This is a genomic window from Cupriavidus sp. F041 (assembly GCF_057814235.1).
The window spans coordinates 443,909-465,762 of record NZ_JBVASY010000002.1 but is presented as its reverse complement, the minus strand read 5'-3'; the positions used below and the strand labels follow the sequence as shown (position 1 = coordinate 465,762).

General features: G+C 66.1%; 22 protein-coding genes. 6 read left to right on the top strand and 16 right to left on the bottom strand.

The features are described from left to right. Positions 1-6 precede the first annotated feature (6 nt). Genes ACZY0R_RS19165 through ACZY0R_RS19130 form a run of 8 tightly spaced genes read right to left on the bottom strand, consistent with a single transcriptional unit; the run spans position 7 to position 7,378 of the window. Positions 7-921, bottom strand: coding sequence for a LysR family transcriptional regulator (locus ACZY0R_RS19165; RefSeq protein ID WP_488860391.1), 915 nt, complete (start codon positions 919-921; stop codon positions 7-9). Positions 922-966: 45 nt separating this feature from the next. Further along, positions 967-1,302 carry a ferredoxin gene (gene fdxA / locus ACZY0R_RS19160; RefSeq protein WP_488860389.1) on the bottom strand — a complete coding sequence of 112 codons (336 nt, stop codon included), beginning with the start codon at positions 1,300-1,302 and terminating at the stop codon, positions 967-969. Further along, entirely contained in the window at positions 1,302-2,075 is a 774-nt protein-coding gene (locus tag ACZY0R_RS19155) for an enoyl-CoA hydratase-related protein (protein ID WP_488860387.1), read from the bottom strand. Before ACZY0R_RS19155 ends, fdxA begins: the two co-directional genes overlap by 1 nt. Then, positions 2,072-3,247 (bottom strand): CaiB/BaiF CoA transferase family protein, encoded by a 1,176-nt coding sequence (locus tag ACZY0R_RS19150; RefSeq protein WP_488860385.1) that lies wholly within the window; start codon positions 3,245-3,247, stop codon positions 2,072-2,074. Before ACZY0R_RS19150 ends, ACZY0R_RS19155 begins: the two co-directional genes overlap by 4 nt. Beyond that, entirely contained in the window at positions 3,244-4,629 is a 1,386-nt protein-coding gene (locus ACZY0R_RS19145; RefSeq protein WP_488860383.1) for an FAD-dependent oxidoreductase, read from the bottom strand. The genes ACZY0R_RS19150 and ACZY0R_RS19145 overlap by 4 nt, the downstream gene beginning before the upstream one ends. A 34-nt stretch (positions 4,630-4,663) precedes the next feature. Continuing rightward, positions 4,664-5,503, bottom strand: a complete 840-nt coding sequence (locus tag ACZY0R_RS19140) for an ABC transporter permease (protein ID WP_045236643.1) — start codon at positions 5,501-5,503, stop codon at positions 4,664-4,666. Next, complete coding sequence (locus ACZY0R_RS19135; protein ID WP_488860381.1) at positions 5,503-6,330, bottom strand: ABC transporter ATP-binding protein; 828 nt, start codon at positions 6,328-6,330, stop codon at positions 5,503-5,505. The genes ACZY0R_RS19140 and ACZY0R_RS19135 overlap by 1 nt, the downstream gene beginning before the upstream one ends. Positions 6,331-6,334: 4 nt before the next feature. Next, positions 6,335-7,378 (bottom strand): ABC transporter substrate-binding protein, encoded by a 1,044-nt coding sequence (locus ACZY0R_RS19130; protein ID WP_488860379.1) that lies wholly within the window; start codon positions 7,376-7,378, stop codon positions 6,335-6,337. A 598-nt stretch (positions 7,379-7,976) separates the two neighbouring features. Between ACZY0R_RS19130 and ACZY0R_RS19125 the strand changes: the two genes are divergently transcribed. Then, on the top strand, positions 7,977-9,092 hold the full coding sequence (locus ACZY0R_RS19125; RefSeq protein WP_045236640.1) for a porin: 1,116 nt from the start codon (positions 7,977-7,979) through the stop codon (positions 9,090-9,092). A 23-nt stretch (positions 9,093-9,115) separates the two neighbouring features. Here ACZY0R_RS19125 and ACZY0R_RS19120 read toward each other — a convergent pair whose 3' ends face one another. After that, complete coding sequence (locus tag ACZY0R_RS19120) at positions 9,116-9,958, bottom strand: MmyB family transcriptional regulator (RefSeq protein ID WP_488860376.1); 843 nt, start codon at positions 9,956-9,958, stop codon at positions 9,116-9,118. A gap of 193 nt (positions 9,959-10,151) precedes the next feature. On the opposite strand from ACZY0R_RS19120, the gene ACZY0R_RS19115 reads away from it, so the two are divergent. Next, positions 10,152-10,910: a class I SAM-dependent methyltransferase gene (locus ACZY0R_RS19115; RefSeq protein WP_488860374.1), complete on the top strand. Its 759-nt coding sequence runs from the start codon at positions 10,152-10,154 to the stop codon at positions 10,908-10,910. Positions 10,911-10,929: 19 nt separating this feature from the next. On the opposite strand, the gene ACZY0R_RS19110 is transcribed toward ACZY0R_RS19115, so the two are convergent. Further along, the gene (locus tag ACZY0R_RS19110; RefSeq protein WP_035860810.1) at positions 10,930-11,835 is read right to left on the bottom strand and encodes a LysR family transcriptional regulator; all 906 of its coding nucleotides are present in this window, start codon (positions 11,833-11,835) and stop codon (positions 10,930-10,932) included. 95 nt (positions 11,836-11,930) lie between these two features. Here ACZY0R_RS19110 and ACZY0R_RS19105 point away from each other — a divergent pair, with 95 nt between their 5' ends. After that, positions 11,931-12,953: a bile acid:sodium symporter family protein gene (locus ACZY0R_RS19105; RefSeq protein WP_488860372.1), complete on the top strand. Its 1,023-nt coding sequence runs from the start codon at positions 11,931-11,933 to the stop codon at positions 12,951-12,953. A 77-nt stretch (positions 12,954-13,030) separates the two neighbouring features. Here ACZY0R_RS19105 and ACZY0R_RS19100 read toward each other — a convergent pair whose 3' ends face one another. Further along, positions 13,031-14,530 carry an N-acetylmuramoyl-L-alanine amidase gene (locus ACZY0R_RS19100; protein ID WP_488860370.1) on the bottom strand — a complete coding sequence of 500 codons (1,500 nt, stop codon included), beginning with the start codon at positions 14,528-14,530 and terminating at the stop codon, positions 13,031-13,033. Continuing rightward, positions 14,524-15,036, bottom strand: a complete 513-nt coding sequence (gene tsaE / locus ACZY0R_RS19095) for a tRNA (adenosine(37)-N6)-threonylcarbamoyltransferase complex ATPase subunit type 1 TsaE (RefSeq protein ID WP_488860368.1) — start codon at positions 15,034-15,036, stop codon at positions 14,524-14,526. Before tsaE ends, ACZY0R_RS19100 begins: the two co-directional genes overlap by 7 nt. Before the next feature lie 16 nt (positions 15,037-15,052). Here tsaE and queG point away from each other — a divergent pair, with 16 nt between their 5' ends. Continuing rightward, positions 15,053-16,276 carry a tRNA epoxyqueuosine(34) reductase QueG gene (queG, locus tag ACZY0R_RS19090; protein ID WP_488860366.1) on the top strand — a complete coding sequence of 408 codons (1,224 nt, stop codon included), beginning with the start codon at positions 15,053-15,055 and terminating at the stop codon, positions 16,274-16,276. Here the strand turns inward: queG and ACZY0R_RS19085 are convergent. Next, a complete protein-coding gene (locus ACZY0R_RS19085) occupies positions 16,269-17,162 on the bottom strand; it encodes an AEC family transporter (RefSeq protein WP_488860364.1) in 894 nt (297 codons plus the stop codon). The two genes, queG and ACZY0R_RS19085, sit on opposite strands and share 8 nt — an antisense overlap. A gap of 123 nt (positions 17,163-17,285) precedes the next feature. On the opposite strand from ACZY0R_RS19085, the gene ACZY0R_RS19080 reads away from it, so the two are divergent. Beyond that, positions 17,286-17,912, top strand: coding sequence for a chalcone isomerase family protein (locus ACZY0R_RS19080; protein ID WP_488860362.1), 627 nt, complete (start codon positions 17,286-17,288; stop codon positions 17,910-17,912). 140 nt (positions 17,913-18,052) lie between these two features. After that, a complete protein-coding gene (locus ACZY0R_RS19075) occupies positions 18,053-19,021 on the top strand; it encodes a tripartite tricarboxylate transporter substrate binding protein BugE (RefSeq protein WP_488860360.1) in 969 nt (322 codons plus the stop codon). A 97-nt stretch (positions 19,022-19,118) separates the two neighbouring features. Here the strand turns inward: ACZY0R_RS19075 and ACZY0R_RS19070 are convergent, their stop codons facing one another. The 3 genes from ACZY0R_RS19070 to ACZY0R_RS19060 all read right to left on the bottom strand — a co-directional run bounded on the left by ACZY0R_RS19070 (position 19,119) and on the right by ACZY0R_RS19060 (position 21,815). Continuing rightward, positions 19,119-20,120 carry a Bug family tripartite tricarboxylate transporter substrate binding protein gene (locus ACZY0R_RS19070; protein ID WP_052685877.1) on the bottom strand — a complete coding sequence of 334 codons (1,002 nt, stop codon included), beginning with the start codon at positions 20,118-20,120 and terminating at the stop codon, positions 19,119-19,121. A 76-nt stretch (positions 20,121-20,196) separates the two neighbouring features. After that, entirely contained in the window at positions 20,197-20,892 is a 696-nt protein-coding gene (locus tag ACZY0R_RS19065) for an AroM family protein (protein WP_488866046.1), read from the bottom strand. Then, positions 20,892-21,815: a DUF1177 domain-containing protein gene (locus ACZY0R_RS19060; protein ID WP_488860357.1), complete on the bottom strand. Its 924-nt coding sequence runs from the start codon at positions 21,813-21,815 to the stop codon at positions 20,892-20,894. Before ACZY0R_RS19060 ends, ACZY0R_RS19065 begins: the two co-directional genes overlap by 1 nt. Positions 21,816-21,854: the final 39 nt, after the last annotated feature.

Below are 21,854 nucleotides of genomic sequence, written 5' to 3'. Positions count from 1 at the left end.
GTGTGCCTATATGTCTAACAGCGCGAGTTCTACCTGCTTGAGGCGGTGCACGATCCCCTTGACGAATTCCAGAGTGACATTGGACAGCACGCGCTGGGATGGCGTGATGATGCCAACCGTCAGCGCGTTGATATTGGGTTCGTCGAACGGGCGCCAGACCACTTCGCCGCTGGCGATCTCTTCGATGAAGGCGAGTTTGGAGAAGAAGGAAATGCCCCGCCCGGAGGCGACGAGGCGCTTGAGCAGGAGCGTGGAATTACAGGTAACACTGGGGGTCAGCAGATCCCAGAATTCCATGAACTTAGGAGAGATCACGCCCTGGATCGGCGAGCGTCCTTCCAGGCGCAGGAAGGCATGGTTGCGGCAGTCGGCAAAGCCGATCCGCTCCTTCTTCGCAAGCGGATGGGAGGAGGCCATCACCACGCCTGGCGGCAACGCGACCTGGGCCACGACATTCAGGCCCGCGGGCAACTTGGCGACGAAGGTGACACCAACATCGAATTCGCCACCCAGCACCTTTGGCGCGACATCCCAGGGCATGACGGCGGCGATGGAGTACGTCACCGCCGGATACAGCTCGGAATAGTCCTCCACCGCGGCGGGGAGGAAATCGACGAACAATGAATCCATCGCCGCAACCGACACGTGACCCCGGCGCTCGTCCTTGAGTTCATCGAGTTCACTGCGCATCAGGTGGAAATCATTGAGCGTCGCACGGATGTGCTGCAGCATCCGCTCGCCCGACGCGTTCAGCCGAATCCCGTTGGGCAGCCGATCGAACAGCTCGGTGCCCATCTCGGCCTCGAGCTTGAGGATCTGCCGGTTGACGGCGCTGGAGGCGACATAGAGGTTCTGCGCCGCCTTGCGGATCGACCCGCACCGCGCGACCTCGACGAAATACTTCAGAATGCTGGCGTGCATGCTCTTTCCGATCGATTCATGGAACCGGCCGTCCGACGGACTGCGCTACGGTTCGCAGCGCACAGGATACCCCGCGACCACGGGATGGTCGCAGGCCAGCGGCCCTATATAGTCGGCGCCGCCCGGCGAACCGACGCCGCTCACGTGCGTCGCGAAGAACTCCCTGTTCACGGCAGCAAATGCCGCCTCCGCCGGCGGCAGTTCCGCTTCGTCATGGATGGCTTCGGTCGGGCATACAGAAACGCAGATGCCGCAGCTGATGCACTCATCGGGGTGGATATAGAGCGTGCGGCCGCCCTCGTAGATGCAATCGACGGGGCAGCATTTCACGCACGCGCCGTCCTTGACATCGATACAGCCGGAGGCAATGACGTAGGCCATCAGCGCCCGCTCCACCGCGGCTTGCGCTTCTGCTGGAAGGCCAGTACACCTTCGTGCGCGTCCTCGGACTGCAGCGCGCTGACCAGGGCGGGCAGGCGCAATGCCTGCGCGTCGCTCGGCGAGAGCGTCGACGTGCGGCGCACCACCTGCTTGATGGCTTGCTGCGACAGCGGCGCGCACGCCAGCAGCGCGTCGATCCAGACCTGCACGGCCGCGTCCAGTTGCGCGCGCGGCACCACTTCGTTGATCAGGCCGATCTCGGCGGCTTCGCGGGCCGGCATGCGGCGCCCTGTCAACAGCATGGCCATGGCCTTGCGGTATGGGATCTGACGCTGCAGCAGGGTCATGCCGCCGTCGAGCGGCATGCGCCCCACCAGCGCTTCAGGCAAGCCGAAGCTGGCCTCTTCGCACGCGACCACGATGTCGCAGCCCAGCACCATCTCGAAGCCACCGCCGAGCGCGAAGCCGTTGACGCGGGCGATGATGGGCACGTTGAGCGACTCGCGCAGCGCGATGCCGCCGAAGCCGCCCGGACGCGCGGCGCCCCAGTATTCCAGGCCGGTGGTGGAGGGATTCTTCATATCCGCGCCCACGCAGAAGGCACGGTCGCCCTCCCCCGTCAGGACGATGACGCGCACATCGTCGCGGCGCTCCAGTTCCGTCCAGATGCGCTGCAGTTCGGCCTCGGTGACCAGATCGACCGCGTTCATCACCTCGGGCCGCGACAACGTCACCGTGGCGACAAAATTCTCGACTCGCAGATGGACGCTCATACTGCCTCCCCCTGCATGCCCGCCAGTTCACGCAGCACATCATCGTTATGCTGTCCGAGCCGCGGCGGCGCGCGGCGCAGGCTGACCCGGGCGCGCGACATGCTGATGGGGCTGCCGACGAACTTCACTTGCCGGCCCTCGCCCGCGCCTTCCAGCAGCAGCTGGTTGTGCAAGGTCTGCGGATCCACCAGTGCCTCGCGCAGGTCTCGCACCGGCGCGCAGAGAATATCCTGCGCTTCCAGGCGGGAGAGCCAGTGGTCGCGCGTATTGGCGGAAAAACGCTCTCGCAGCACCGCTTGCAGCCCGGCCTTGTTGCTGAATTGCTGGGTCAGGTCGCAGTAGCGCGGATCGGCGGACATGTCCTCGATCCCAAGTGCCGCGCAAATGTCGCGCAGCGGGTTCTGCTTGAACGCGCCCACCATCACCAGCGGCCCCGTCTGCGTATCGAACACGCCGGACAAGGGCATGGCCGCCCAGTTGACCTCGGAATCGTCCATCATGATCATGGCCGCTTCCTGCATCTGCATGGCCAGCATGGAGTTGTACAGCGACACGCTGATCTTCTGCCCCTCGCCGGTGCGGGCGCGGTCCAGCAAGGCCAGCAGCACGCCCTGCACCATATGCATGCCGGCGGAGTAGTCGGCCAGTGCGGTCGGGTAGACCGAGACCGGCACCGAATCGTCGGCCCGGCGCGCCATCACGCCGGTGATGGCCTGGGCCAGCACGTCCTGCCCGCCCTTGTGCGCATACGGCCCGGACTCGCCGAAGCCGGTGCCGACCGCGTAGATGATGCGCGGGTTCAACGCGTGGCATGCCTCGTAGCTCAAGCCCATGCGATCCATCACGCCCGCACGGAAATTATTGACGACGACATCGGCACCTGCGATGAGGGTCTTCACGTGCGCCAACTGCTCCGGGTCACGCAAATCAAGCGCAATGCTTCGTTTGTTGCGGTTCAGGCTGCAAAAGATCGGGTTGTCGGCGCCGGCAACCGGCTCGAAGGTGGAACGGCTGAGATCGCCCGAACCCTTGCGCTCCACCTTGATGACGTCGGCGCCGTAGTCGGCCAGCGTCTGCGTGCAAACCGGGCCCATCATGACCTGGGTGAAATCGATGACCCGGATGCCGCTCAGCGGCAGGTCTTGCGCCATGTTGTTGTTCTCCATTTTCATGCTGCCGCCGCCTGCTGCACATAGGCCGCCAGAGCGGGAATGTCTGCGTTGCGGCCGGTCTGGTCGCCAGGGTCCGCGCCCTGGGCGCGCAAGGTCTTCTGCACTGCCAGCACATCGACGTCGCGCACGGAGACGTTGGCGCTGAGCGCCAGCGCGGCGGCGACGCCGGCGGCTTCGCCCATCGCCATGCAAGGCGGGATCTCGCGGGAGATCTTCTGTGCCTGCGAGGTGGCCGAGTAGTGACGGCCAGCCACCAGCAGGTTGTCCACCTGCTTGGGCAGCAGCGCGCGGTACGGCATGTAGTAGTCACGTCCGCGTGCGATGCTGTCGTCGAAACGCACACGCTGCGCCACGTCCTCCTTGGACATCACGTACTCGCCCTCGAGCAGGCGGGTCTGCCGCACACCCGTCTGCGGTGCAACGTCGATGACGTAGCATTGCTCGAAGCCGGGCAGCTTCTCGCGCACGAACTCGACCACCGCGTGGATATGCTGGCGCCCCTGGATCTCGGCGCGCGTCAGGTCTTCCGCCTTGAGGCCGTCGATGCCCGCCATGTGCGGACAGTTGCACCACACCACGCCGGGCAGCGGCGTCTTGAGCCACCACAGGCCCCACGAGCCACCGAGGATGCGCTTGATCTGGCGGTCGAGCTGCGCGTAGGCCTCCGGCTCTTCGTGCTCGAAACGCTCGGCCGCCTCGGTGTCCACGCCGCCCAGGCGGAACACCGTGGTGGTGATGTAGCTGCCGCCGGCATGCGGCGCGCCCGCGGAGGCCGCGACATCGAGGTCGCCGGTGGCGTCGATCACGACGTCGGCGAGGATGGCTTCACGCCCGCTCTTCGTTTCGCAGATCACGCCCTTGACCTGGCCGTCTTCCACCAGCGTCTGCGAGAACCACGAGTGCAGCCGCAGCTTGACGCCGGCCTCCTGCACCATGTCGAGCGCGACGCGCTTGTAGGCGTCCGGGTCGAAGGCCGCGGCGAAGCACACCGGGTGCGGCGTCTTCTGGCTGTGGAAATCGAACGTGCCCCAGCGGCCCCAGCGCCGATAAGCGGCAGGATCTTCGCCCCACTCGTTCGCACGAGGGAATCTGGCCAGGCCCAGTGCCGCCATGCGTTCGATCATGGTCATGCAGTTGCCGCGCACCGAAATCTCCTGCAGGTGGCTGTCCCACATATCGTCCAGCACCAGCACCATGCCGCCCGAGGCGAGGCCGCCGAGATGGTTGTAGCGCTCGAGCAGAATGGTTTCAGCGCCGTTCCTCGCCGCGGCAAGCGCGGCCGACAGGCCTGCCGGGCCGCCGCCCACCACGACGACGTTCGCCTGGGCCGCGACGCGCACATCGCGTGCGGGCTGCTGCACCCAATCATTGATCTTGTTCATTTGCATCCTCGGAATAGTTGTTGTCGTGCGGCGCTCAATGCGCGCTTTCAGGCTGCCATGTGATGAGCCAGCGTTCGACCAATGCGATCACCAGGAAGAAGGTGCCGGACATGCCTGCGCACATGATGATTGCCGCGTAGAGCAAGGCGGAGTCGAAGGCGTAAGTGGCCTGGATGATCATGGCGCCGATGCCTACGGTGGCCCCGATCCATTCGCCGACCACCGCGCCGATCACCGACATCGACGCGGCGATGCGCAGCGCGGAGAAGAGATAAGGCAGCGAATTGAGCAGGCGCAGCTTGAAGAAGATCTCGCGCTTGCTGGCCGAGAGCACCCGCATCAGCTCCAGCGATTGAGGATTGACGGCCTCCAGCCCCCGCACCATGTTCACCAGCGTGGGAAAAAAGCACACGATGGCGGCGATGGTGATCTTCGGCTCGATCCCGTTGCCCATGATCAGCACCAGGATCGGCGCCTTGGCCACCACCGGGATCGAATTGATCATGACCGCGACCGGGTAGAAGATATCCTGCAGCGTCTTGTTGTGAACGAACACCGTCGCCAGCAGGATCGCGAGCAGGTTGCCCAGCAGGAAGCCGCCAGCCGCCTCGATGGCGGTGGGGATCAGGTTCTGCAGCAGAACGTCGCGCTTGTCGAAGAACGTTTGCAACACCAGGCCAGGCGATGGCGCGATGAAGGGCTTGATGTCAAATCCCGCCACCACGGCCCACCAGGTGAACAACAGCCCCGCGATCCCGAGCGCCGGCAAGACGCGGGCGCGCCAGATGCGCCGCCTGCGGCTGGCGAAATAGGCGTCCGCTTCGGCATCGGCACCGACTGCGGGCAAGTTCAGCTTCATTTCCGAAGTGCTCATCAGCAAGTCTCCAGCACGCGGCGCAGGTGCGCGGATAGTGTTACGAACTCGGGGCTTTCGCGAATGTCCAGGGTGCGGTCTTCTGGCAGCGCCACAGGGACGATTTCCTTGACCCGGCCGGGATTGGCCGCCAGCAGGAGCACGCGCTGGCCGAGGAATGCGGCTTCGTGGATGCTGTGGGTGACGAACAGGATCGTCAGTCCCATCTCCCTCCAGACCCGCCGCAATTCCTCGTTAAGCCGGTCGCGCGTGATTTCATCCAGCGCACCGAACGGCTCGTCCATCAGCAGCACCTTCGGATCGCTGACGAGGGCGCGGGCGATCGCAACGCGCTGGCGCATGCCGCCGGACATTTCGTGTGGCAGCGCGTCCTCGCGCCCTTTCAGGCCGACCAGTTCCAGCAGTTCGCGCGGCGTTGCCTTGCCCGCGCGCGCCTTGCCGTTGGCGACTTCAAGCGGCAACTCGACGTTCTGCAAAGCCGTGCGCCAGGGCAGCAGCGCCGCATCCTGGAAGACGAAGCCAATGTCGCGGCGGGCCCGCGCGACCGCCGGGGATTCGTTGAGTACACGGATGTTGCCGCGGCTGGGCTGGACCAGATCCGCCACCACGCGCAGGAAGGTGGACTTGCCGCAGCCGGAGGGTCCGAGCAGCGTGAGGAATTCCCCCGTCGCCACATCGAGGCTGAGGCCCTCGATGGCCGTCGTGCTGCGGCGGTCGGTGAAGAAGCGGACGTTGATATCGCGGCAACTGATCGAGAGTCCGGTGCCGCCGGCCGCGGAGACGCCTGCGCGTGCGTCCGGGCGTGGATTGAGTAGCGTGGCTTGCATGGATTTACACCACCAGTCGTGATGTCTTCGTGGCCTGCAGGATGTCCAGCGTCATGACATCCTCCACCTTGGGGGCGCGCGCGCGGAACTGCCCGAGCTGCGCGTACATGGAAATCTGCTCCTGCCATACGGCGGGGTCCATGCTGCCCCACCCTTGCGTGCTGCTCGCATTGTTGAGGGCATAGCCCATCAGGACGTCGATCGATGCGCGCTCGTCCGCATGGTTCAGGCTCGGGAATTCCTTGAGCAGCAAGTCAATGGCCTGGTCCCGGTTCTTGTTTGCATAGAGCCAGCCGCGCGCGGTCGCTCGCAGAAAGCGCTGCAACACCTCCGGATGCTTGCGCAGCGTGTCGGTATGCGCGTAGTAGGGCAGCGCGTAGAGGTGAACACCGGAGTCCCAGAGGCTCAGGTCGACACGGTCCGCGCCGAGCGCCTTCAGCGCGGACACGTTGGTCTGCCAGCCCGCGACGGCGTCAACCCGTCCGCTCAGCAAAGGCATCATGTCGGTGCCGATCGGCACGATATTGACCTGGCTCTCGGCGATCTTGTGCTTGACCAGCAGCGCCTTGAGCAACACGAGTCCGGTGGCTTGAATGCCGATGCGCTTGCCGATCATGTCCTGCGGCGTGCGGATCGGCGCCTTCTTGAGTGAGAAGAATGCGTAGGGGTGCTGCTGCAAGCCTGCGGCAAAACACTTGACCGGCAGTCCTTCCGACACCGCCAGCATGACGGACGGGCTGGAAGATATCTGTCCGGCCTCGCCGCGCCCCGAGGCCACGATGGCCACCCCGTCGACGTTGGGGCCGCCCGGCAGGATCTTGAAATCGATGCCCTCCTGCTCGTAGTAGCCAAGCCGCTTCGCCACGACCTCGCCCACCTGGTTGCCGCCGGGTATCCAGCCCAATTGCATGTTGACCGCCGCGCGGTCGGCGGCGAAGGATTTGACCGACAGCAGAGTGCCGGTGGCCGACAGCCCGGCCGCCAGTAGAGACGCTTGCAGCACGCGCCTGCGGCTCGGGTCGTCTAACCGTAACTTATTGATTTCCATGGTTCTCCTCTCGTTATTCGGACCTGTCCGCAAGCGGTCAAATCTCATGACCGCTGTATTTTGCTGACGCGAGAGTGCTCTAACAAGAACCGTTTTTAGAGCATTGGCGATGCCGAAATTAGATCGCACCACACAGGTGCGGTGTGCCCAACGTGGGTGCTGGCGATGCTTTATTGCGGTGCAAAAAAAAGGACGCCAGTTCATGAGTCGAGCGAAAAATTCGCTCGGCGGTAGCCAAAATCTGTGCTTCCCGCCGCGGTTTTCCTGAACCGACAATCGACTCAAATCTCGCCGACAAAGAGATCAATCAGGGAGCAGGCATGCATCGCCGTTACACAGGCAATTCAATCGGTTTATTTCGCGCTGGAACTGGTCCGCGTGCCTTGGCTCGCCACGCCGGTTCCGGCGAGCATCCTGGCCGGCTAGCCATCGCAGCGCGCCTCCCGCTCCCGCGGACATGACCCGGGTCGTTTCCTAGCGACTGCGTCGCCCGCACCTCTTCCTATCCAGCCCCTCTTTCTTCCGGGTCCCTGCGCACCCGCGGTGCGCGCGGGAGCACCGCTTTTTTACTTTTATTTCCAATGACATGAAGATCACTATGAAGCGAAGTGCCATCGTCGCTACGACGGTATTGCTGGCCTGCCCGGCATCCCACGCGGAGAGCGGGGTCAATCTGTACGGGCTGATCTCGACCGGCATTGTGTATGCCAACAATCAGAACGGCCATTCCAACTTTCAGCTGGCCAATGGTCCGATGCAGACGCCGCGCTGGGGCATCAGGGGCGAGGAAGAACTGGGCAATGGCAACAAGGCTATCTTCACCCTGGAAAGCGGCTTCGCCATCGACACCGGCACCGCGTCACAGGGCGGGCGCATGTTCGGCCGGCAAGCCTTTGTCGGGTTGTCGTCGCAGGATCTGGGCACGGTCACGCTGGGCCGGCAATACGATCTCTCGGCGGCAACGCTGTGGCCGTATGAATCGGCGACGCAGTTCGCTGCCTTTGGCACCCACATTGGCGACAGCGACAACGTGTTCAACACGTTCCGCGTCAACAATACGATCGCCTACAAGAGCCCTTCATACGGCGGCCTGCAGTTTGCCGGCATGTTCAGCCTTGGCGAGAAACCTGGCGACTTCCACTCGAACAATGCGTATAGCTTCGGCATATCGTTCAAGCGCAACGATCTTTCGCTGGGCGTGGCGTATGAGGAGCTGAACACGCCGAACAGCCCGAGTAACCAGTCGGGTGCGGTAGTTGGCGATTACGGCTTCACGTCCCCCTTCCTCACCAGCCTCGCGACCGGGGCCAAGGTTGACCGGCAGCGGATCATGGGCGCGGGGGGCGCCTATCAGTTCGGTCCGGTGGGCGTCTCGGTGCTGTACACCAACGTGCGTTTCAACTATCTCGACAATACGAGCCTGACGGTCAACAACGGTGAACTCTCCATTACCGACTACATCACGCCAAACCTGATGGTGGGGGCGGCCTATATTTATACGTGGGGCGACTACCGCCCGATGGACAACAGCCCGAAATGGCACCAGGTCAACCTCGGCGCAGACTATTTCCTCAGCAAGCGCACCGACCTGTTCCTGGTCGGCATCTACCAGCACGCGGCAGGCGACGCCACGTATGCCCAGATCTACACACTCTCCCCGTCCTCGACCAAGACCCAGGTGTCGGCCGTGGCGGGGATCCGGCATAAGTTCTAAGGCGCTTGCGCACTGCCTGGCCCTCAGGCAGGCATCAGCATCACCAGCGTCAACCCCGGCGCGGCAGCCGGCACCAGCGTGAGTTGCTCGAAATGCAGCAGCCCGCGCCGCGGATGGCGAAAGCCGCGGCGGCCGCCCTGGCGTTCTTCCACGTCCTGCGACAGCCAGTCCGCGCGGAACACCTGGCTCTCGGCAAGCAAGCCTTCCACCAGCGCCCGCGTCGGCGGGTCTTCGGCATGGCGGATGCTGTGCGCGCGGAATTCAGCCACCAGCCGTGCCGCCCGGTGCGGCCAGTCTTCCACCAGCGCCTGCAAGCCCGGCGACAGGAACATGCTGCGCAGCAAATTGCGCTCGGCGCTGGCGGGATCGAGCCAGCCGATAAACAGGTCGGCCGCGGCGGCATTCCAAGCCAGCGCGTTCCACTGCCGGTCCAGCAGATAGGCCGGCCCGGCGATGACTTCCACGCTGGCCAGTACCGTGGCCGGCACGTGTTCGTCCTGCGCCTGCATCGGATCGCGCCGGCCGGCCAGCTCGAACAGATAGGCCCGCTCCGCGCGCGACAACCGCAGGGCGCTGGCCAGGCTCGCGAGCGCGCGCGCCGACAGCGCCACGGGCCTGCCCTGCTCCAGCCACGTGACCCAGGTGGCGCTGAGGCCCGACAGCTGCGCCAGTTCCTCGCGCCGCAAGCCCGGCGTGCGGCGCCGGCGGCCCGGCGCCAGCCCGACGTCTTCCGGGGCCACGCGCTCGCGATGCGCGCGCAGGAAGCGGCCCAGCACGGCCTCGCGCGTGATTTCGCGTGCGCTGGCGGCATCGGGCGCGCCGGGGGACTGGCTGGACGATCCGGCTGGTGTGTCGTGATTGATCATGGACTGGGCGGAACAGGCAGGAAGCAACCCGCCAGGTTGGAAACTGGTGCGTTTTATACCAGGATAAAAGCCTGACTTGTACCGGGAGAACAGCCTGCTACAGTACGTCGAACCCGTTAAGCGGGCAAGCACCGAATCCCTGCAAATCCCTTCACTAGAATTCACCAGCGGCCATCGCCGCCAGGAGAGCCTCATGCAACAACAAGAACTCGTTGCCGCCCAGTTCGGCGCCACCGCCAGCGCCTACCTCACCAGCGCGGTCCACGCCCAGGGCGCCGACCTGCAGCAGCTTGCGCAGGAACTGGCAAGCCTGCCGGCGGCGCGGGTGCTGGATCTGGGTTGCGGGGCCGGCCACGCGAGCTTCGCGGCGGCGAGTGTTGCAGCCGAAGTGACGGCTTACGATCTGTCAGCCGAAATGCTGGCGGTGGTGGAAGGCGCAGCCCGCGACAAGGGCCTGGCCAACATCCGCACCCGTCAGGGCGCGGCGGAATCGCTGCCCTTCGGCGATGCCAGCTTCGATGCGGTGATCTCGCGCATGAGCGCCCACCACTGGCGCAACGTGCCGGCAGCGCTGGCGGAGATGCATCGCGTGCTCAAGCCGGGCGGCAAGGTCGTGCTGATCGACATTGCCGGCTCGGAAGACCCGCTGCTCGACACCTGGCTGCAATCGGTGGAACTGCTGCGCGATCCTTCCCATATCCGCGACTACACCGGGCCCGCCTGGCAAGCCATGCTGGAGGCAGCGGGCTTCAGCGCCAGCGTGTCCCCGGTCTGGCGCATCGAGCTTGAGTTCGCCACCTGGGTGCAGCGCATGCGCACGCCTCCCGTGGCGGTGGCCGCGATCCAGCACCTGTGGCAACTGGCGCCGGCGGAAGTACGTGACCACTACCTGGTCAAGCAGGATGGCAGCTTTGCGCTGGAAGCGGTGATGCTGACGGCCTCGCGCAGCTAAGCCTGCCGGCCGCCGGAGGCTACGGCATGGCGGGCTCGGCCGGCAGCGGCAGGCTCCGCACCATCTGCCAGACGGCCGCCGCCGATGGCGACAGGGAGCGGTCTTCCCGGCAGACCATGACGATGCGGCGTTCCTCGCGCGGCGTCAGCGGCCGCCAGACCAGCGGCGACGCGGCGGGCAGCGGCAGCGAGAACGAGGGCAACACCGAGGCGCCGATGCCGGCCTCGACCATGCCGAACACGCTGGCCGAATGCCCCAGCTCCTGCACCACGTTGGGCGATATGCCGTGACTGGCGAAGATACGGTCGATCAGGGGCCGGCTGCCCGAGGCGAAATCGAGCAGCACCAGCGGCATGCCATCGAGCGCCGACCACGGCACGGAGTCGGCGTCCGCCAACGGGTGATCGCGCCGGCACACGAAACAGAACGGATCGGTGGCCAGCGGCGCGATGGTCAGCCCTTCGGGTGCTTGCGGATCGATCAGCACGCCGAAATCCACCGCCCCCGCCCGGATCTGCTCCAGGCCGTCGGCCTGCACATTATCGCGAATGCTGAGGCGGATATCCGGATACTGGCGCGCGCAGGCCGACACATAGAGCGGCATCAGGCGGGCCGAAATCGTGGGCGCACTGGCAATCACGACGCGGCCGCGATAGCGCTCGCCGAGTTGCCGCGTTTCTTCCAGCGTGTCGTCCAGCTGGCCAAGCAGGCGTTCGATCGCCGGCGCCAGCGCCTGCCCCGCATCGGTCACCACCACCTCCCGCGTGGTGCGGTCGAGCAAACGTACCCCAAGTGCTTCCTCAAGCTCCGCCACGCCGCGGCTGACCGCGGGCTGGGTCAGGCCGACAGCATCCGCGGCACGGCTGAAACTGCCATGCCCGACCACGGCAAGAAAGACGCGCAACTGGCGCAGGGTGTAATTCATGCGTCTATGAGATGAATGGATGCGATAAATGAATTTGCATTCTAGGCTTCGCTGGCGTCCAATACTAGGCGAAACCCTAATCCAACCTTGCAGTCATGTCCGCCATCCTCTCACCCCTCAAGAAAATCTACGACCTGATCGACGGATTCGTATTGATCATGCTCACCGCCATCGGCATCGCGCTGCTGGCACCGGAACTCGGCGCCGGCGACGGCCCGCTGCACCTTGGCATGGTGACCAACCTGGGCGTGGCCCTGGTCTTCTTCCTGCACGGCGCCGCCCTCTCGCGCGACAAGCTGGTGGCGGGCGCGCGCCACTGGCGCCTGCATGCCTTCGTGCAGAGCTTCACCTATGTCGTCTTCCCGGTGGTCGGGCTGGCGCTGATGTTCGGCCTGCGCAACGCGCTGCCCGCCGAACTGCTGCTGGGCGTGTTCTACCTGTGCGCGCTGCCGTCGACTGTTTCCTCCTCGGTGGCGATGACCTCGATGGCGCGCGGCAACGTGCCTGGCGCGATCTTCAATGCCACCATCTCCGGCCTGATCGGCATGGCCGTCACGCCGCTGCTGATGGGCCTGGTGATCAGCGCCAGCGGTTCTTCGATGCCGCTGGGCAAGGCGCTGACCGGCGTGGCGCTGCAACTGCTGCTGCCGTTCGCGCTGGGCCAGCTGGCCCGCCCGCTGATCGGCAGCTGGCTGGCCAAGAAGAAGCAGATCACCAGCAAGATCGACCGCGGCGTGATCGTGCTGATCGTCTATTCCTCGTTCTGCGACGCCACGGCCGCCGGCCTGTGGCACAAATACAGCTGGGAAACCATCGGTGCCGTGATGGCGCTCGCCGCCGTGCTGCTGGTGGTGATCCTGGCCACCACCACCTTTACCGCGCGCCGCCTCGGCTTCTCGGTGGAAGACGAGATCACCGCGGTGTTCTGCGGCTCCAAGAAAAGCCTGGCCAACGGCATCCCGATGGCCAAGATCCTGTTTGCCGGCCACCCGGCGCTGGGCCTGCTGGTGCTGCCGCTGATGGTCTATCACCAGTTGCAGCTGATCGTATGCTCGGTGATCGCCTCGCGCTACGCCAGCCGCGACGCGCTGCCTGAAGGCGCTGCCGCCCGCGCCTGAGTTTCACCCCACTCCGATGAAAAACGGCCGGCAAAGTGATTGCCGGCCGTTTTGTTTTTTGCCCCGCCCTTTCCCCCTTACACCGACGGATTCTTCGAGAGCGGCGGATTGCGCGCGAAATAATTCCGGATGCCGCGCAGGATGGCATTGGCCAGTTGCTCCTGGTGGCTCTCGTCGTTGAGCTTGCGCTCTTCCTCCGGATTGCTGATGAACGCCGTCTCGACCAGGATCGAGGGAATATCCGGCGCCTTCAGCACGGCAAAGCCCGCCTGCTCCACGCTGCCCTTGTGCAGCCGGTTGATGCCGCCGATCTCCGCCAGCACGGCCTTGCCCACCTGCAGGCTGTCGTTGATCTGCGCGGTGGTGGACAGGTCCAGCAGCACGCGCGCCACCTGGGCATCCTTGTTGCCCATATTGGCGCCGCCGATCAGGTCGGAGGCGTTTTCCTTGTTGGCCATCCAGCGCGCGGCGCTGCTCGATGCGCCGCGCTCGGACAGCGCGAACACCGAGGCGCCCTTGGCTTCCGGCGACAGGAAGGCATCGGCATGGATCGACACGAATAGGTCGGCCTGCACCCGGCGCGCCTTCTGCACGCGCACATTGAGCGGCACGAAGAAGTCCGCGTCGCGCGTCATCATGGCGCGCATATTGGGCTGCGCATCGATCTTGGCACGCAGGCGGTGCGCGATCTGAAGCACCACGTCTTTCTCGCGCGAGCCGGACGCGCCGGTTGCGCCGGGATCCTCGCCGCCGTGGCCGGGATCGATCGCCACCGTCAGCAGGCGGCGCATCTTGAAGGGACGGTCCGCCGGCGGGTTGTTGGCCGGCAGGGACGGAGGCGGATTGTTCTGTGCCAGCGGCGGGACGGATGGCGCAACTGACGGTGCCGGCGGCTTGGGCCGGGTGGCGGCCATCGGCGGCAAGGCGGGCACCGGGTTGTCGCCCTTGTCGTCGAACTTGCGCACCAGCGCGCCGATAACGTCCTCCTCGCTGGTGGCAGGCGCGCCGGAGACGCCGTCCGCGCCGGCCGGCGGCTGCGTGGCGGCAAAGCGGCGCTGCTTGTCTTCGGTATCGCGCACCAGCTTCCACAGGGGGTCGGGCGGGTTGACCGGATACAGGTCGAACACCAGGCGGTTGCGGTAGCTGCCGATCGGCGCCAGCGTAAACACCTGCGGCGAGACGTCTTCCTTCAGGTCGAACACCAGCCGCACCACGCGCGGGCGGTTTTGTCCCACGCGCACGGTCTGGATATAGGGATCGTTGGAGGTGATCTTGGCCACCAGCTCGCGCAGGGTCGGCGACAGATCCAGGCCATCGATGTCCACCACCAGGCGGTCGGGACCGTGGACCATCTGGTGGACGGCGGCCAGCGGCGCATCGGATTCGATGGTGACGCGGGTGTATTCCTCGGCAGGCCAGACCCGCACCGCGACAATGCCGGCGCCAAAGGCGATCTGCGGTCCGGCCATTGTCAGCACCACGGTGCCGGCACTCGCCTTGAGGCACTGCGCCAACCATTTACGGCGGGCCAGCTGGATATCGTCGGGGCGGTCGGTGGCGAGTCGCTTGATCAGCATGCGCAAAGCAGGATAAGTCCAGTCTGAGTATAGGCACTAAGCGTAACGATACGGCGTTCGGCCGCGTCGTCGGCGTCGCTTGTGTCCGATTGGAGCAACAGGTGCAGGTCAGGTTCCCCAAGCAGGCGGCCGGCCTTCTCCGGCCATTCCACCAGGTTAACGGCCGGTTCGGCAAAACAATCGCGAAAACCGGCGTCGGCCCATTCCTCCGGATCGGCGAAACGGTACAGGTCGAAGTGATAGGCAGTCAGCGGCGAGCCATCGGCGCGCGTGACCGAGTAGGGTTCGCACAGCGTGTAGGTAGGGCTGCGCACCTTGCCCGCATGGCCAAGCGCGCGCAGGATGGCGCGCGACAGCGTGGTCTTGCCAGCGCCGAGGTCGCCCGAGAGCTGCAGGTGCACGGTCTGCGGCGGCAGCTTGCGCACGGCATCGGCCAGCGCCGCGCCCAGCCGGGCGGTGGCCGCTTCGTCGAGCAGGTTGAGTGTGCGTTGTTGGAGCAGGGGCATTGCGTACAATTCGGGAATGATCGACCGAGCAGCCCAGGCGCCAGCCGCCTCGCCCCCTCCTGCCAGCGGCTCCGACCCTCGGGGCGAGCCTGGCACCGGGCCGTCCCTTGCACGTCCGGGCACGGACGCCGCGGGGCTGGCGGACCTGGCGCGCTCGATCCGGGCCTGGGGCGCGGAGCTTGGCTTCGACGCGGTCAGCATCGCCGAAGTGGATCTCAGCCGGGCTGAGGCAGGATTGATGGCGTGGCTGGCGCAGGGCTACCACGGCGACATGGATTATATGGCGAACCACGGCCTGCGGCGCGCCCGGCCCGCCGAACTGGTGCCCGGCACGGTACGTGCCATCGTGGCGCGCATGCCTTATTTGCCGGCCGCGGGCCGCGACGACTGGCGCGCACACGAACTCGCCCGGCTCGATGACCCCGCCACCGCCGTGATCTCGCTCTATGCGCGGGGCCGCGACTATCACAAGGTGCTGCGCAACCGCCTGCAGCAGCTCGCCAGCCGCATCGAGACCGCCATCGGACCGTTCGGCTATCGCGTGTTCACCGATTCGGCGCCGGTCATGGAGGTGGCGCTGGCCGCCCAGGGCGGGCTGGGCTGGCGCGGCAAGCACACGCTGCTGCTCGACCGCGAAGGCGGCTCGATGTTCTTCCTCGGCGAGATCCTGGTCGATGTGCCCTTCCCCGCCGACGCGCCGGAGCCTGGCCACTGCGGCAATTGCCGCCGCTGCATCGATATCTGCCCGACCCAGGCCATCCTGGAGCCTTACCGGATCGACGCGCGCCGCTGCATCTCCTACCTGACCATCGAGCACAAGGGCGCCATCCCCGAGGCGCTGCGCGCGCCGATGGGCAACCGCGTGTATGGCTGCGACGACTGCCAGCTGGCCTGCCCCTGGAACAAGTTCGCCCACCGCGCCACGCTGCCCGACTTCGACGTGCGCAATGGCTTCGACGCGCCCGACATGGCCGAGCTGTTCGGCTGGACCGAGGCGGAATTCAACCAGCGGCTGGAAGGCAGCCCGATCCGCCGCATCGGCCACGAACGCTGGCTGCGCAACCTGGCAGTGGGGCTGGGCAACAGCCTGCGCGCGGCAAGTGCCAGCGGCGACGCAGCGCTGGCCGCCCGCATACGCGCCGCGCTGGTGGCGCGCCAGCCTGAGGCCAGCCCGCTGGTGCGCGAGCATATCGACTGGGCGCTGGCGCAGGATCGCGCCGCCGAGGCCCGCGCTAGCTGACCAGAGACAGCCAGAACGGCGTGGTGACGATGGCCAGCACGGTCATGACCGAAATCGTCGCCGCCACCATCGGCCCGTTGCCGCCCATGCGTACGGCCAGGATATAAGCGCTCGACGCGGTCGGCAGCGAGGCAAACAGCACCACGATCTGCGACTGCAACCCGGTCAGCGGCAACATCCGCCCCACCGCCCAGGCAAAGCAAGGCATGGCCAGCAGCTTGACCCCGCTCCACCACGCCACCGGCCCCATCGCGCCCGTGGCGCCGCTCATCTGCAGGCCGGCCCCTACCGTCATCAGCCCCAGCGCGGTCGATGCGGAGCCGAGCCGGTTCAGCGTCATCGCCACCACTTCCGGCGGGTGCAGGCCGATCAGGTTGGTCAGCAGGCCGCCCGCGGTGGCCAGGATCAGCGGGTTGCGCGCCAGTTCGCGCCACAGCCGGGTTTCGCCGTGGCGGGCCAGCGCCCAGACCGCGGCCACATTGCACAGCGGCACCGTGCAGCCCACGATCACCGCCATCATGGCCAGCCCCTCGCTGCCGCCCAGGCGCGCGGCCAGCGCCAGCCCGATATACGAATTGAAGCGGAATGCGGTCTGCAGCCCGGAAGCGAAATCCAGCGGTTCGGGCCGCAGCACCCATTTGACGGCATAGCCGCCCACCATGCCGAATGCCGTGGTCAGCAGCGCCAGGCCTAGCATGGCCGAGGTGGAGGAGAAATCGAACTTGGCGCTGTTGGTGGACTGCAGCAGCAGTGCGGGGAACAGCACGAAGTACACCAGGCGCTCCACGCCCGACCAGAAGGCCCGATCGAACGCGGTGTAGCGCACCAGCAGCCAGCCTATCAGGATCAGGCTGAAATCAGGCACCAGCAGGAGAGCAGAAGACATCGTCTCGTTTTATTTATTGTGATGGCCGCCGCGTCACGCCAAGTGCAGACTAGGGCAGATACCAATTGGTATTGTTTCAGAAATCGACGAATATGGCACGTTCCGTCGTACCGTCCAGCTTCCATGTTTTCCCGTCGTACCCCGTCCGCGCGTGCATCGCTGCGCCGCCGCGCCAGCCAGCTGGCGCTCACACTCTGCGTGGGCGCGGCCCTGGCCATGCCGCCGGGGCACGCGCGCGCCAACGTTGTCGAGGGGATGCGCATCGACGATGCAATCCGGGTCGGCGGCAAGGAACTGCAGCTCAATGGCACCGGGCTGCGCTCGGCGTTCATTCTCAAGGGCTATGTGGCCGCGCTTTACCTGCCGGAAAAGGCGCGCAACGCCACTGTGGTGCTGGGCGGCCACGGTCCCAAGCGCCTGCAGATCCGGCCGCTGCGCGAAGTCGCACCCGATACCTTTATCAAGGCGCTGAACGACGGGCTTCGCGAAAACCACAGCGAGATCCAGCTGCAGCGGCTATCCGACCGCATGCTCCAGCTCAGGCAGACCATGGAGCAGATGGGCACGGCCCGCAAGGGCGACGTGATCAATTTCGACTTCTCGCCCGATGGCGGCACCATGGTCGCCATCAACGGCACGCCGCGCGGCAAGCCGATCCCGGGCGAGGATTTCTACCAGGCGGTGCTGCGCATTTTCCTTGGTGAGCATCCGGTCGACCGGGAACTCAAGCGCGGACTCCTGGGCGGCTGACCGCCAAGGGCGGCTAAAGAGCCCGCCCGCCAGAACTCACGCCGCCGGCCTCGCCGCTCCGCCACCGCGGATGCCTGGCCGGCGTTCTTTACCTAGGGCGGGATATCCCCGCCCGGTCTTTTGACGGGAGACACGATCTCATGCAATCCAGCAAAATCGCACTGGCCCTGGGCCTGGCAGCCGCCGCCACCCTGGCGCAGGCACAAAGCTTCCCGAGCAAGCCGATCCGGCTGATTATCCCGTTCGCGCCCGGCGGCACCACGGATATCGTGGGCCGTGGCGCGGCCGACCAGATGAGCCGCATCCTGGGCCAGCCCGTGGTGGTGGAAAACCGCGCCGGCGGCGGCGGCTCGATCGGCGCCGACGCCATCGCCAAGGCCGCGCCCGACGGCTACACCATCGGCATCTCCACCGTGTCCACCATGGCGGTCAACCCGGCTTGCAATCCCAAGCTGTCGTATGACCCGATCAAGGACTTCAAGCCCATCACCAACCTGGCCAACGTAGCCAACGTGATCGCGGTCAACCCGAATTTCCCGGCCAAGGACTACAAGGAGTTCCTGGCTGCGCTGAAGGCCAATCCGGGCAAGTATTCGTACGCCACATCCGGCACCTGCGCCTTCGGCCACATGTTGGGCGAGCAGTTCAAGGTCTCGACCAAGACCTTCATGGTCCATATCCCCTACCGCGGCGCGGGCCCGGCACTGAACGACGTGCTGGCCGGCCAGGTGCCCATCATTGTCGACAACCTGCCCTCCTCGATGCCTTACATCAAGGCCGGCAAGCTGCGCCCGATCGTGGTGGCATGGAACAAGCGGATCGACGCGCTGCCGAACGTGCCGACCTTCGGCGAACTGGGCCTGAAGGAGCCGAACGACCCGGCCTGGTACGGGCTGGTGGCCCCGGCCGGCACGCCTGACGACGTCATCAAGAAGCTCAATGAAGCCGCCGTCAAGGCACTGCAGGACAAGGACTTCCAGCAGCGCCTGCGCGCCGCCGGCGCCGAACCCTCGGGCAACACCCCGGCGGAGCACTCGGCCGAGATTAAGAAGGAATTCGAAAAGATGAAACACCTGGTCAAGGTGCAGAACATCAAGCTGGAGCAGTGATACCGCTCCTGCCTGCATGAACGCCAGGCTTCAGCGCATCGTTGGCCCCCGATATGGGGGCCTTTTTATTTGGCGGGCATTTGCGCCCCGGTGCCGCTTATTCGAGCGTGACGTTGGCGGACTTGATCACCCCCGCCCACATCTTGCGGTCCTGCGCCAGGAAGCTGGCGAAGTGCTCAGGCGTATCGCCCACCGGTTCGGAGCCGAACTCCGCCAGTTTCTTCTTCACCTCCGGCCGCGCCAGCGCTTTCACCAGTTCCTTGTTGAAGCGCTCCACGACCGGCTTTGGCAGGTCCCTGGGGCCGAAAATGCCCTGCCAGGTGGGCATGTCGAAGCCCTTGAGCCCGCTTTCCGCCAGCGTCGGCACGCCGGGCAACAACGCGGAGCGCGTGCTGCCGGTGACGGCCAGCGCCTTGACCTTGCCAGCCTGGACCAGGCTGGCTGCCGTGGTGATATTGTCCACGGTCATGGCGATATGCCCGCCCATCAGGTCGGTGATGACCGGGGTGGCGCCCTTGTACGGCGCATGGACCATGTCGATCCCGAGCCGGTGCAGCATGGTCTCGGCGATCAGGTGATTGGACGTGCCGACGCCCGACGTGCCGAAGGTGGCCGACGGGGTCCGCTTCACGTAGGCGACGAAGTCGGCCATGTTCCGCACCGGCAAGGTGGGTGCGACGATCACCACATTGGGTTGCGTGGCGAGCATCACGATGGGCGTGAAATCCTCCACCTTGTAGGGCGTTCCCTTGGGATTGAGCAGATGGCTCACGGCCATCGCGCCAGCGGCACCCATGCCGATGGTGTAGCCATCCGCCGGGGACTTCGCAACCTTGTCGGCGGCGATATTGCCACCGGCGCCGGGCACGTTCTCCACCACCACGGGAACCCCCAGGCTGTCCGACAGCGGCGCCTGCACCAGCCGCGCCAGCAGGTCCGCCGAGCCGCCCGGCGCAAAGCCGACCAGCAGCCGTACCGGCCTGGCTGGCTTCCACTCCTGCGCCTGCGCAACCGATACCGTCGATACCGCGGCCATGCCTACGCCCACCGTCAGCAAGCCGCGTAGCAGCGGCCGCATGCGTTTCACCAGCTTTTCCATCTTGAGTCGCGCTCCAGCTATGTCATGGGCAATGGGTAACAGGTCTGCCGGGTTGCCCGCACCCCGGTTAGTCGGCTTATGCCCGCGCGGCATCAGTGCGATCGAGCACCTGCGCCAGCACGGTGGCCACCATGCGGTTCGACAGCAATACCGGTGCCTGCGCATGCCGCGCCACCTCAAGGCGCATCGCCTCGGTAAAGCCCATGCAATGCATGACGATCAGGTCGCAGCCGCGCAGGGCTTCGCCGGCCTGCGCGAAGCGTCCGCTCATGGCATCGAGATAGGGCGAGGCGTGGGTCACGCGCAGTTCGCAAGGCACCCTCAGGTGGAAGTCCTTCACCTGCGCTTCCAGCGGCAGCACGATGCCAAGACGCTTGCAACCGGACGCAAGCGCCACGGTGAGGTGATCCACCACCTGCTGGGGTTCCACCACCAGCGTGTTCAGCGGTGGCAGCGCCGTGCCGGTGCATAGCGGCACCAGCACATCGAAGCGGCCGTCGTCCAGCGATTGCAGCAGCCGCGCGAGGCGCGCTTGCGCAACGGGCTTGCCGATCACCGCCTGGCTGCCGTCGCGCATGCGGGTGGCAAAGCGATACTCGCCGGCGCCCGGCGCCATTGCCGCGATGCCGGCGGCGTCCAGCGCGTCGAGAATGCCGAACTCCTCCGCCGCCACCGGCATGCGAAGGTCGGCCATCATCTGCGGCACCACATCCACGCGCGGCGACTGCCCGATGGTGACGAACCCCACGCGCGGTTCACGGCGGGCCGGCATCATGCTTCACGCCCCACCGTTTGCAGATGAGCCAGCGAGCCGTAGCGGCGCAGCAATTCGGCCCACTCGGCTTCATCGTAGAAGGCGCAGTTGCCCGGGCCGAACAGTTTGGCCACTTCGATGCAGAAGCGCGTGGCCACGTCGAGGTCGAAGGCGTTGGTCACGCCGGTGGCGCAGCCTGGCACCGTGGTCTGCGCGGTCAGCGCCACGCCGATCACGGGCGCGGTGGTGACGATGCCCGGCTGCATGATGGAGTTGACGTGCCAGAGGCCGTTTTCGTACGGCGTGATGTCCTGCGTGGTCAGCGGCAGCACGGCCGGCAGTTCGCCGCTGACCCAGCCCATCACGTCCAGCATGCGCTCCGGCAGGCGCAGCAGCCAGCCCTCCTTGGCCACCGGCGTGAGCGCCACGCCGCGGCGGTTGACGAAGCGGTTGCCCCGCGTGGTGTCCACCGACAGGATGGCGGCCATCCCGGCATGCACCTCATGTGACATCATCCTGCGCATCGCGAAAGGCGATTTCATCATCGGCACCGGATGATGCGGCCGCGTGGCCGCGTGCGGGCAGATATGGGTGTGAATCCGCACCGGCCCGGCCAGCACGTCGCCGGTGGCAGCCATGTCGGCCAGCTTGAGCGCGGTGGCAATCGCAACGATGGCACCATCGGCATCCGAGACCAGCCCGGTCACGGCCGGGCGCGCACCCACGCCCCCGAGCCGCCCGACCAGGCCAAGCGCGGGCAGGCCCGGGTCCCGGCCAGGCAGCGTGCAGGCGAGGAAATCCGTGTACAGCCCGCCCTCTTCCACGCGCGTGACAGTGACATCGGCCACGCCGCGCGCGCGCAGCAGCGCGGCGACCGTCTCGCCGTCGACCGTTGCCGCCGAGAGCAACTCGATCGACTCAATAACCTGCTTCATCGACATCCTGCCTGACCTCCCGCGACTCGCGCGCTCATTTCCAAA

Bases quoted from the DNA above. Each gene is read 5' to 3' on its own strand.
- ACZY0R_RS19165 (WP_488860391.1), bottom strand. From the start codon at position 921: ATGCACGCCAGCATTCTGAAGTATTTCGTCGAGGTCGCGCGGTGCGGG.
- fdxA (WP_488860389.1), bottom strand. From the start codon at position 1,302: ATGGCCTACGTCATTGCCTCCGGCTGTATCGATGTCAAGGACGGCGCG.
- ACZY0R_RS19155 (WP_488860387.1), bottom strand. From the start codon at position 2,075: ATGAGCGTCCATCTGCGAGTCGAGAATTTTGTCGCCACGGTGACGTTG.
- ACZY0R_RS19150 (WP_488860385.1), bottom strand. From the start codon at position 3,247: ATGAAAATGGAGAACAACAACATGGCGCAAGACCTGCCGCTGAGCGGC.
- ACZY0R_RS19145 (WP_488860383.1), bottom strand. From the start codon at position 4,629: ATGAACAAGATCAATGATTGGGTGCAGCAGCCCGCACGCGATGTGCGC.
- ACZY0R_RS19140 (WP_045236643.1), bottom strand. From the start codon at position 5,503: ATGAGCACTTCGGAAATGAAGCTGAACTTGCCCGCAGTCGGTGCCGAT.
- ACZY0R_RS19135 (WP_488860381.1), bottom strand. From the start codon at position 6,330: ATGCAAGCCACGCTACTCAATCCACGCCCGGACGCACGCGCAGGCGTC.
- ACZY0R_RS19130 (WP_488860379.1), bottom strand. From the start codon at position 7,378: ATGGAAATCAATAAGTTACGGTTAGACGACCCGAGCCGCAGGCGCGTG.
- ACZY0R_RS19125 (WP_045236640.1), top strand. From the start codon at position 7,977: ATGAAGCGAAGTGCCATCGTCGCTACGACGGTATTGCTGGCCTGCCCG.
- ACZY0R_RS19120 (WP_488860376.1), bottom strand. From the start codon at position 9,958: ATGATCAATCACGACACACCAGCCGGATCGTCCAGCCAGTCCCCCGGC.
- ACZY0R_RS19115 (WP_488860374.1), top strand. From the start codon at position 10,152: ATGCAACAACAAGAACTCGTTGCCGCCCAGTTCGGCGCCACCGCCAGC.
- ACZY0R_RS19110 (WP_035860810.1), bottom strand. From the start codon at position 11,835: ATGAATTACACCCTGCGCCAGTTGCGCGTCTTTCTTGCCGTGGTCGGG.
- ACZY0R_RS19105 (WP_488860372.1), top strand. From the start codon at position 11,931: ATGTCCGCCATCCTCTCACCCCTCAAGAAAATCTACGACCTGATCGAC.
- ACZY0R_RS19100 (WP_488860370.1), bottom strand. From the start codon at position 14,530: ATGCTGATCAAGCGACTCGCCACCGACCGCCCCGACGATATCCAGCTG.
- tsaE (WP_488860368.1), bottom strand. From the start codon at position 15,036: ATGCCCCTGCTCCAACAACGCACACTCAACCTGCTCGACGAAGCGGCC.
- queG (WP_488860366.1), top strand. From the start codon at position 15,053: ATGATCGACCGAGCAGCCCAGGCGCCAGCCGCCTCGCCCCCTCCTGCC.
- ACZY0R_RS19085 (WP_488860364.1), bottom strand. From the start codon at position 17,162: ATGTCTTCTGCTCTCCTGCTGGTGCCTGATTTCAGCCTGATCCTGATA.
- ACZY0R_RS19080 (WP_488860362.1), top strand. From the start codon at position 17,286: ATGTTTTCCCGTCGTACCCCGTCCGCGCGTGCATCGCTGCGCCGCCGC.
- ACZY0R_RS19075 (WP_488860360.1), top strand. From the start codon at position 18,053: ATGCAATCCAGCAAAATCGCACTGGCCCTGGGCCTGGCAGCCGCCGCC.
- ACZY0R_RS19070 (WP_052685877.1), bottom strand. From the start codon at position 20,120: ATGGAAAAGCTGGTGAAACGCATGCGGCCGCTGCTACGCGGCTTGCTG.
- ACZY0R_RS19065 (WP_488866046.1), bottom strand. From the start codon at position 20,892: ATGCCGGCCCGCCGTGAACCGCGCGTGGGGTTCGTCACCATCGGGCAG.
- ACZY0R_RS19060 (WP_488860357.1), bottom strand. From the start codon at position 21,815: ATGTCGATGAAGCAGGTTATTGAGTCGATCGAGTTGCTCTCGGCGGCA.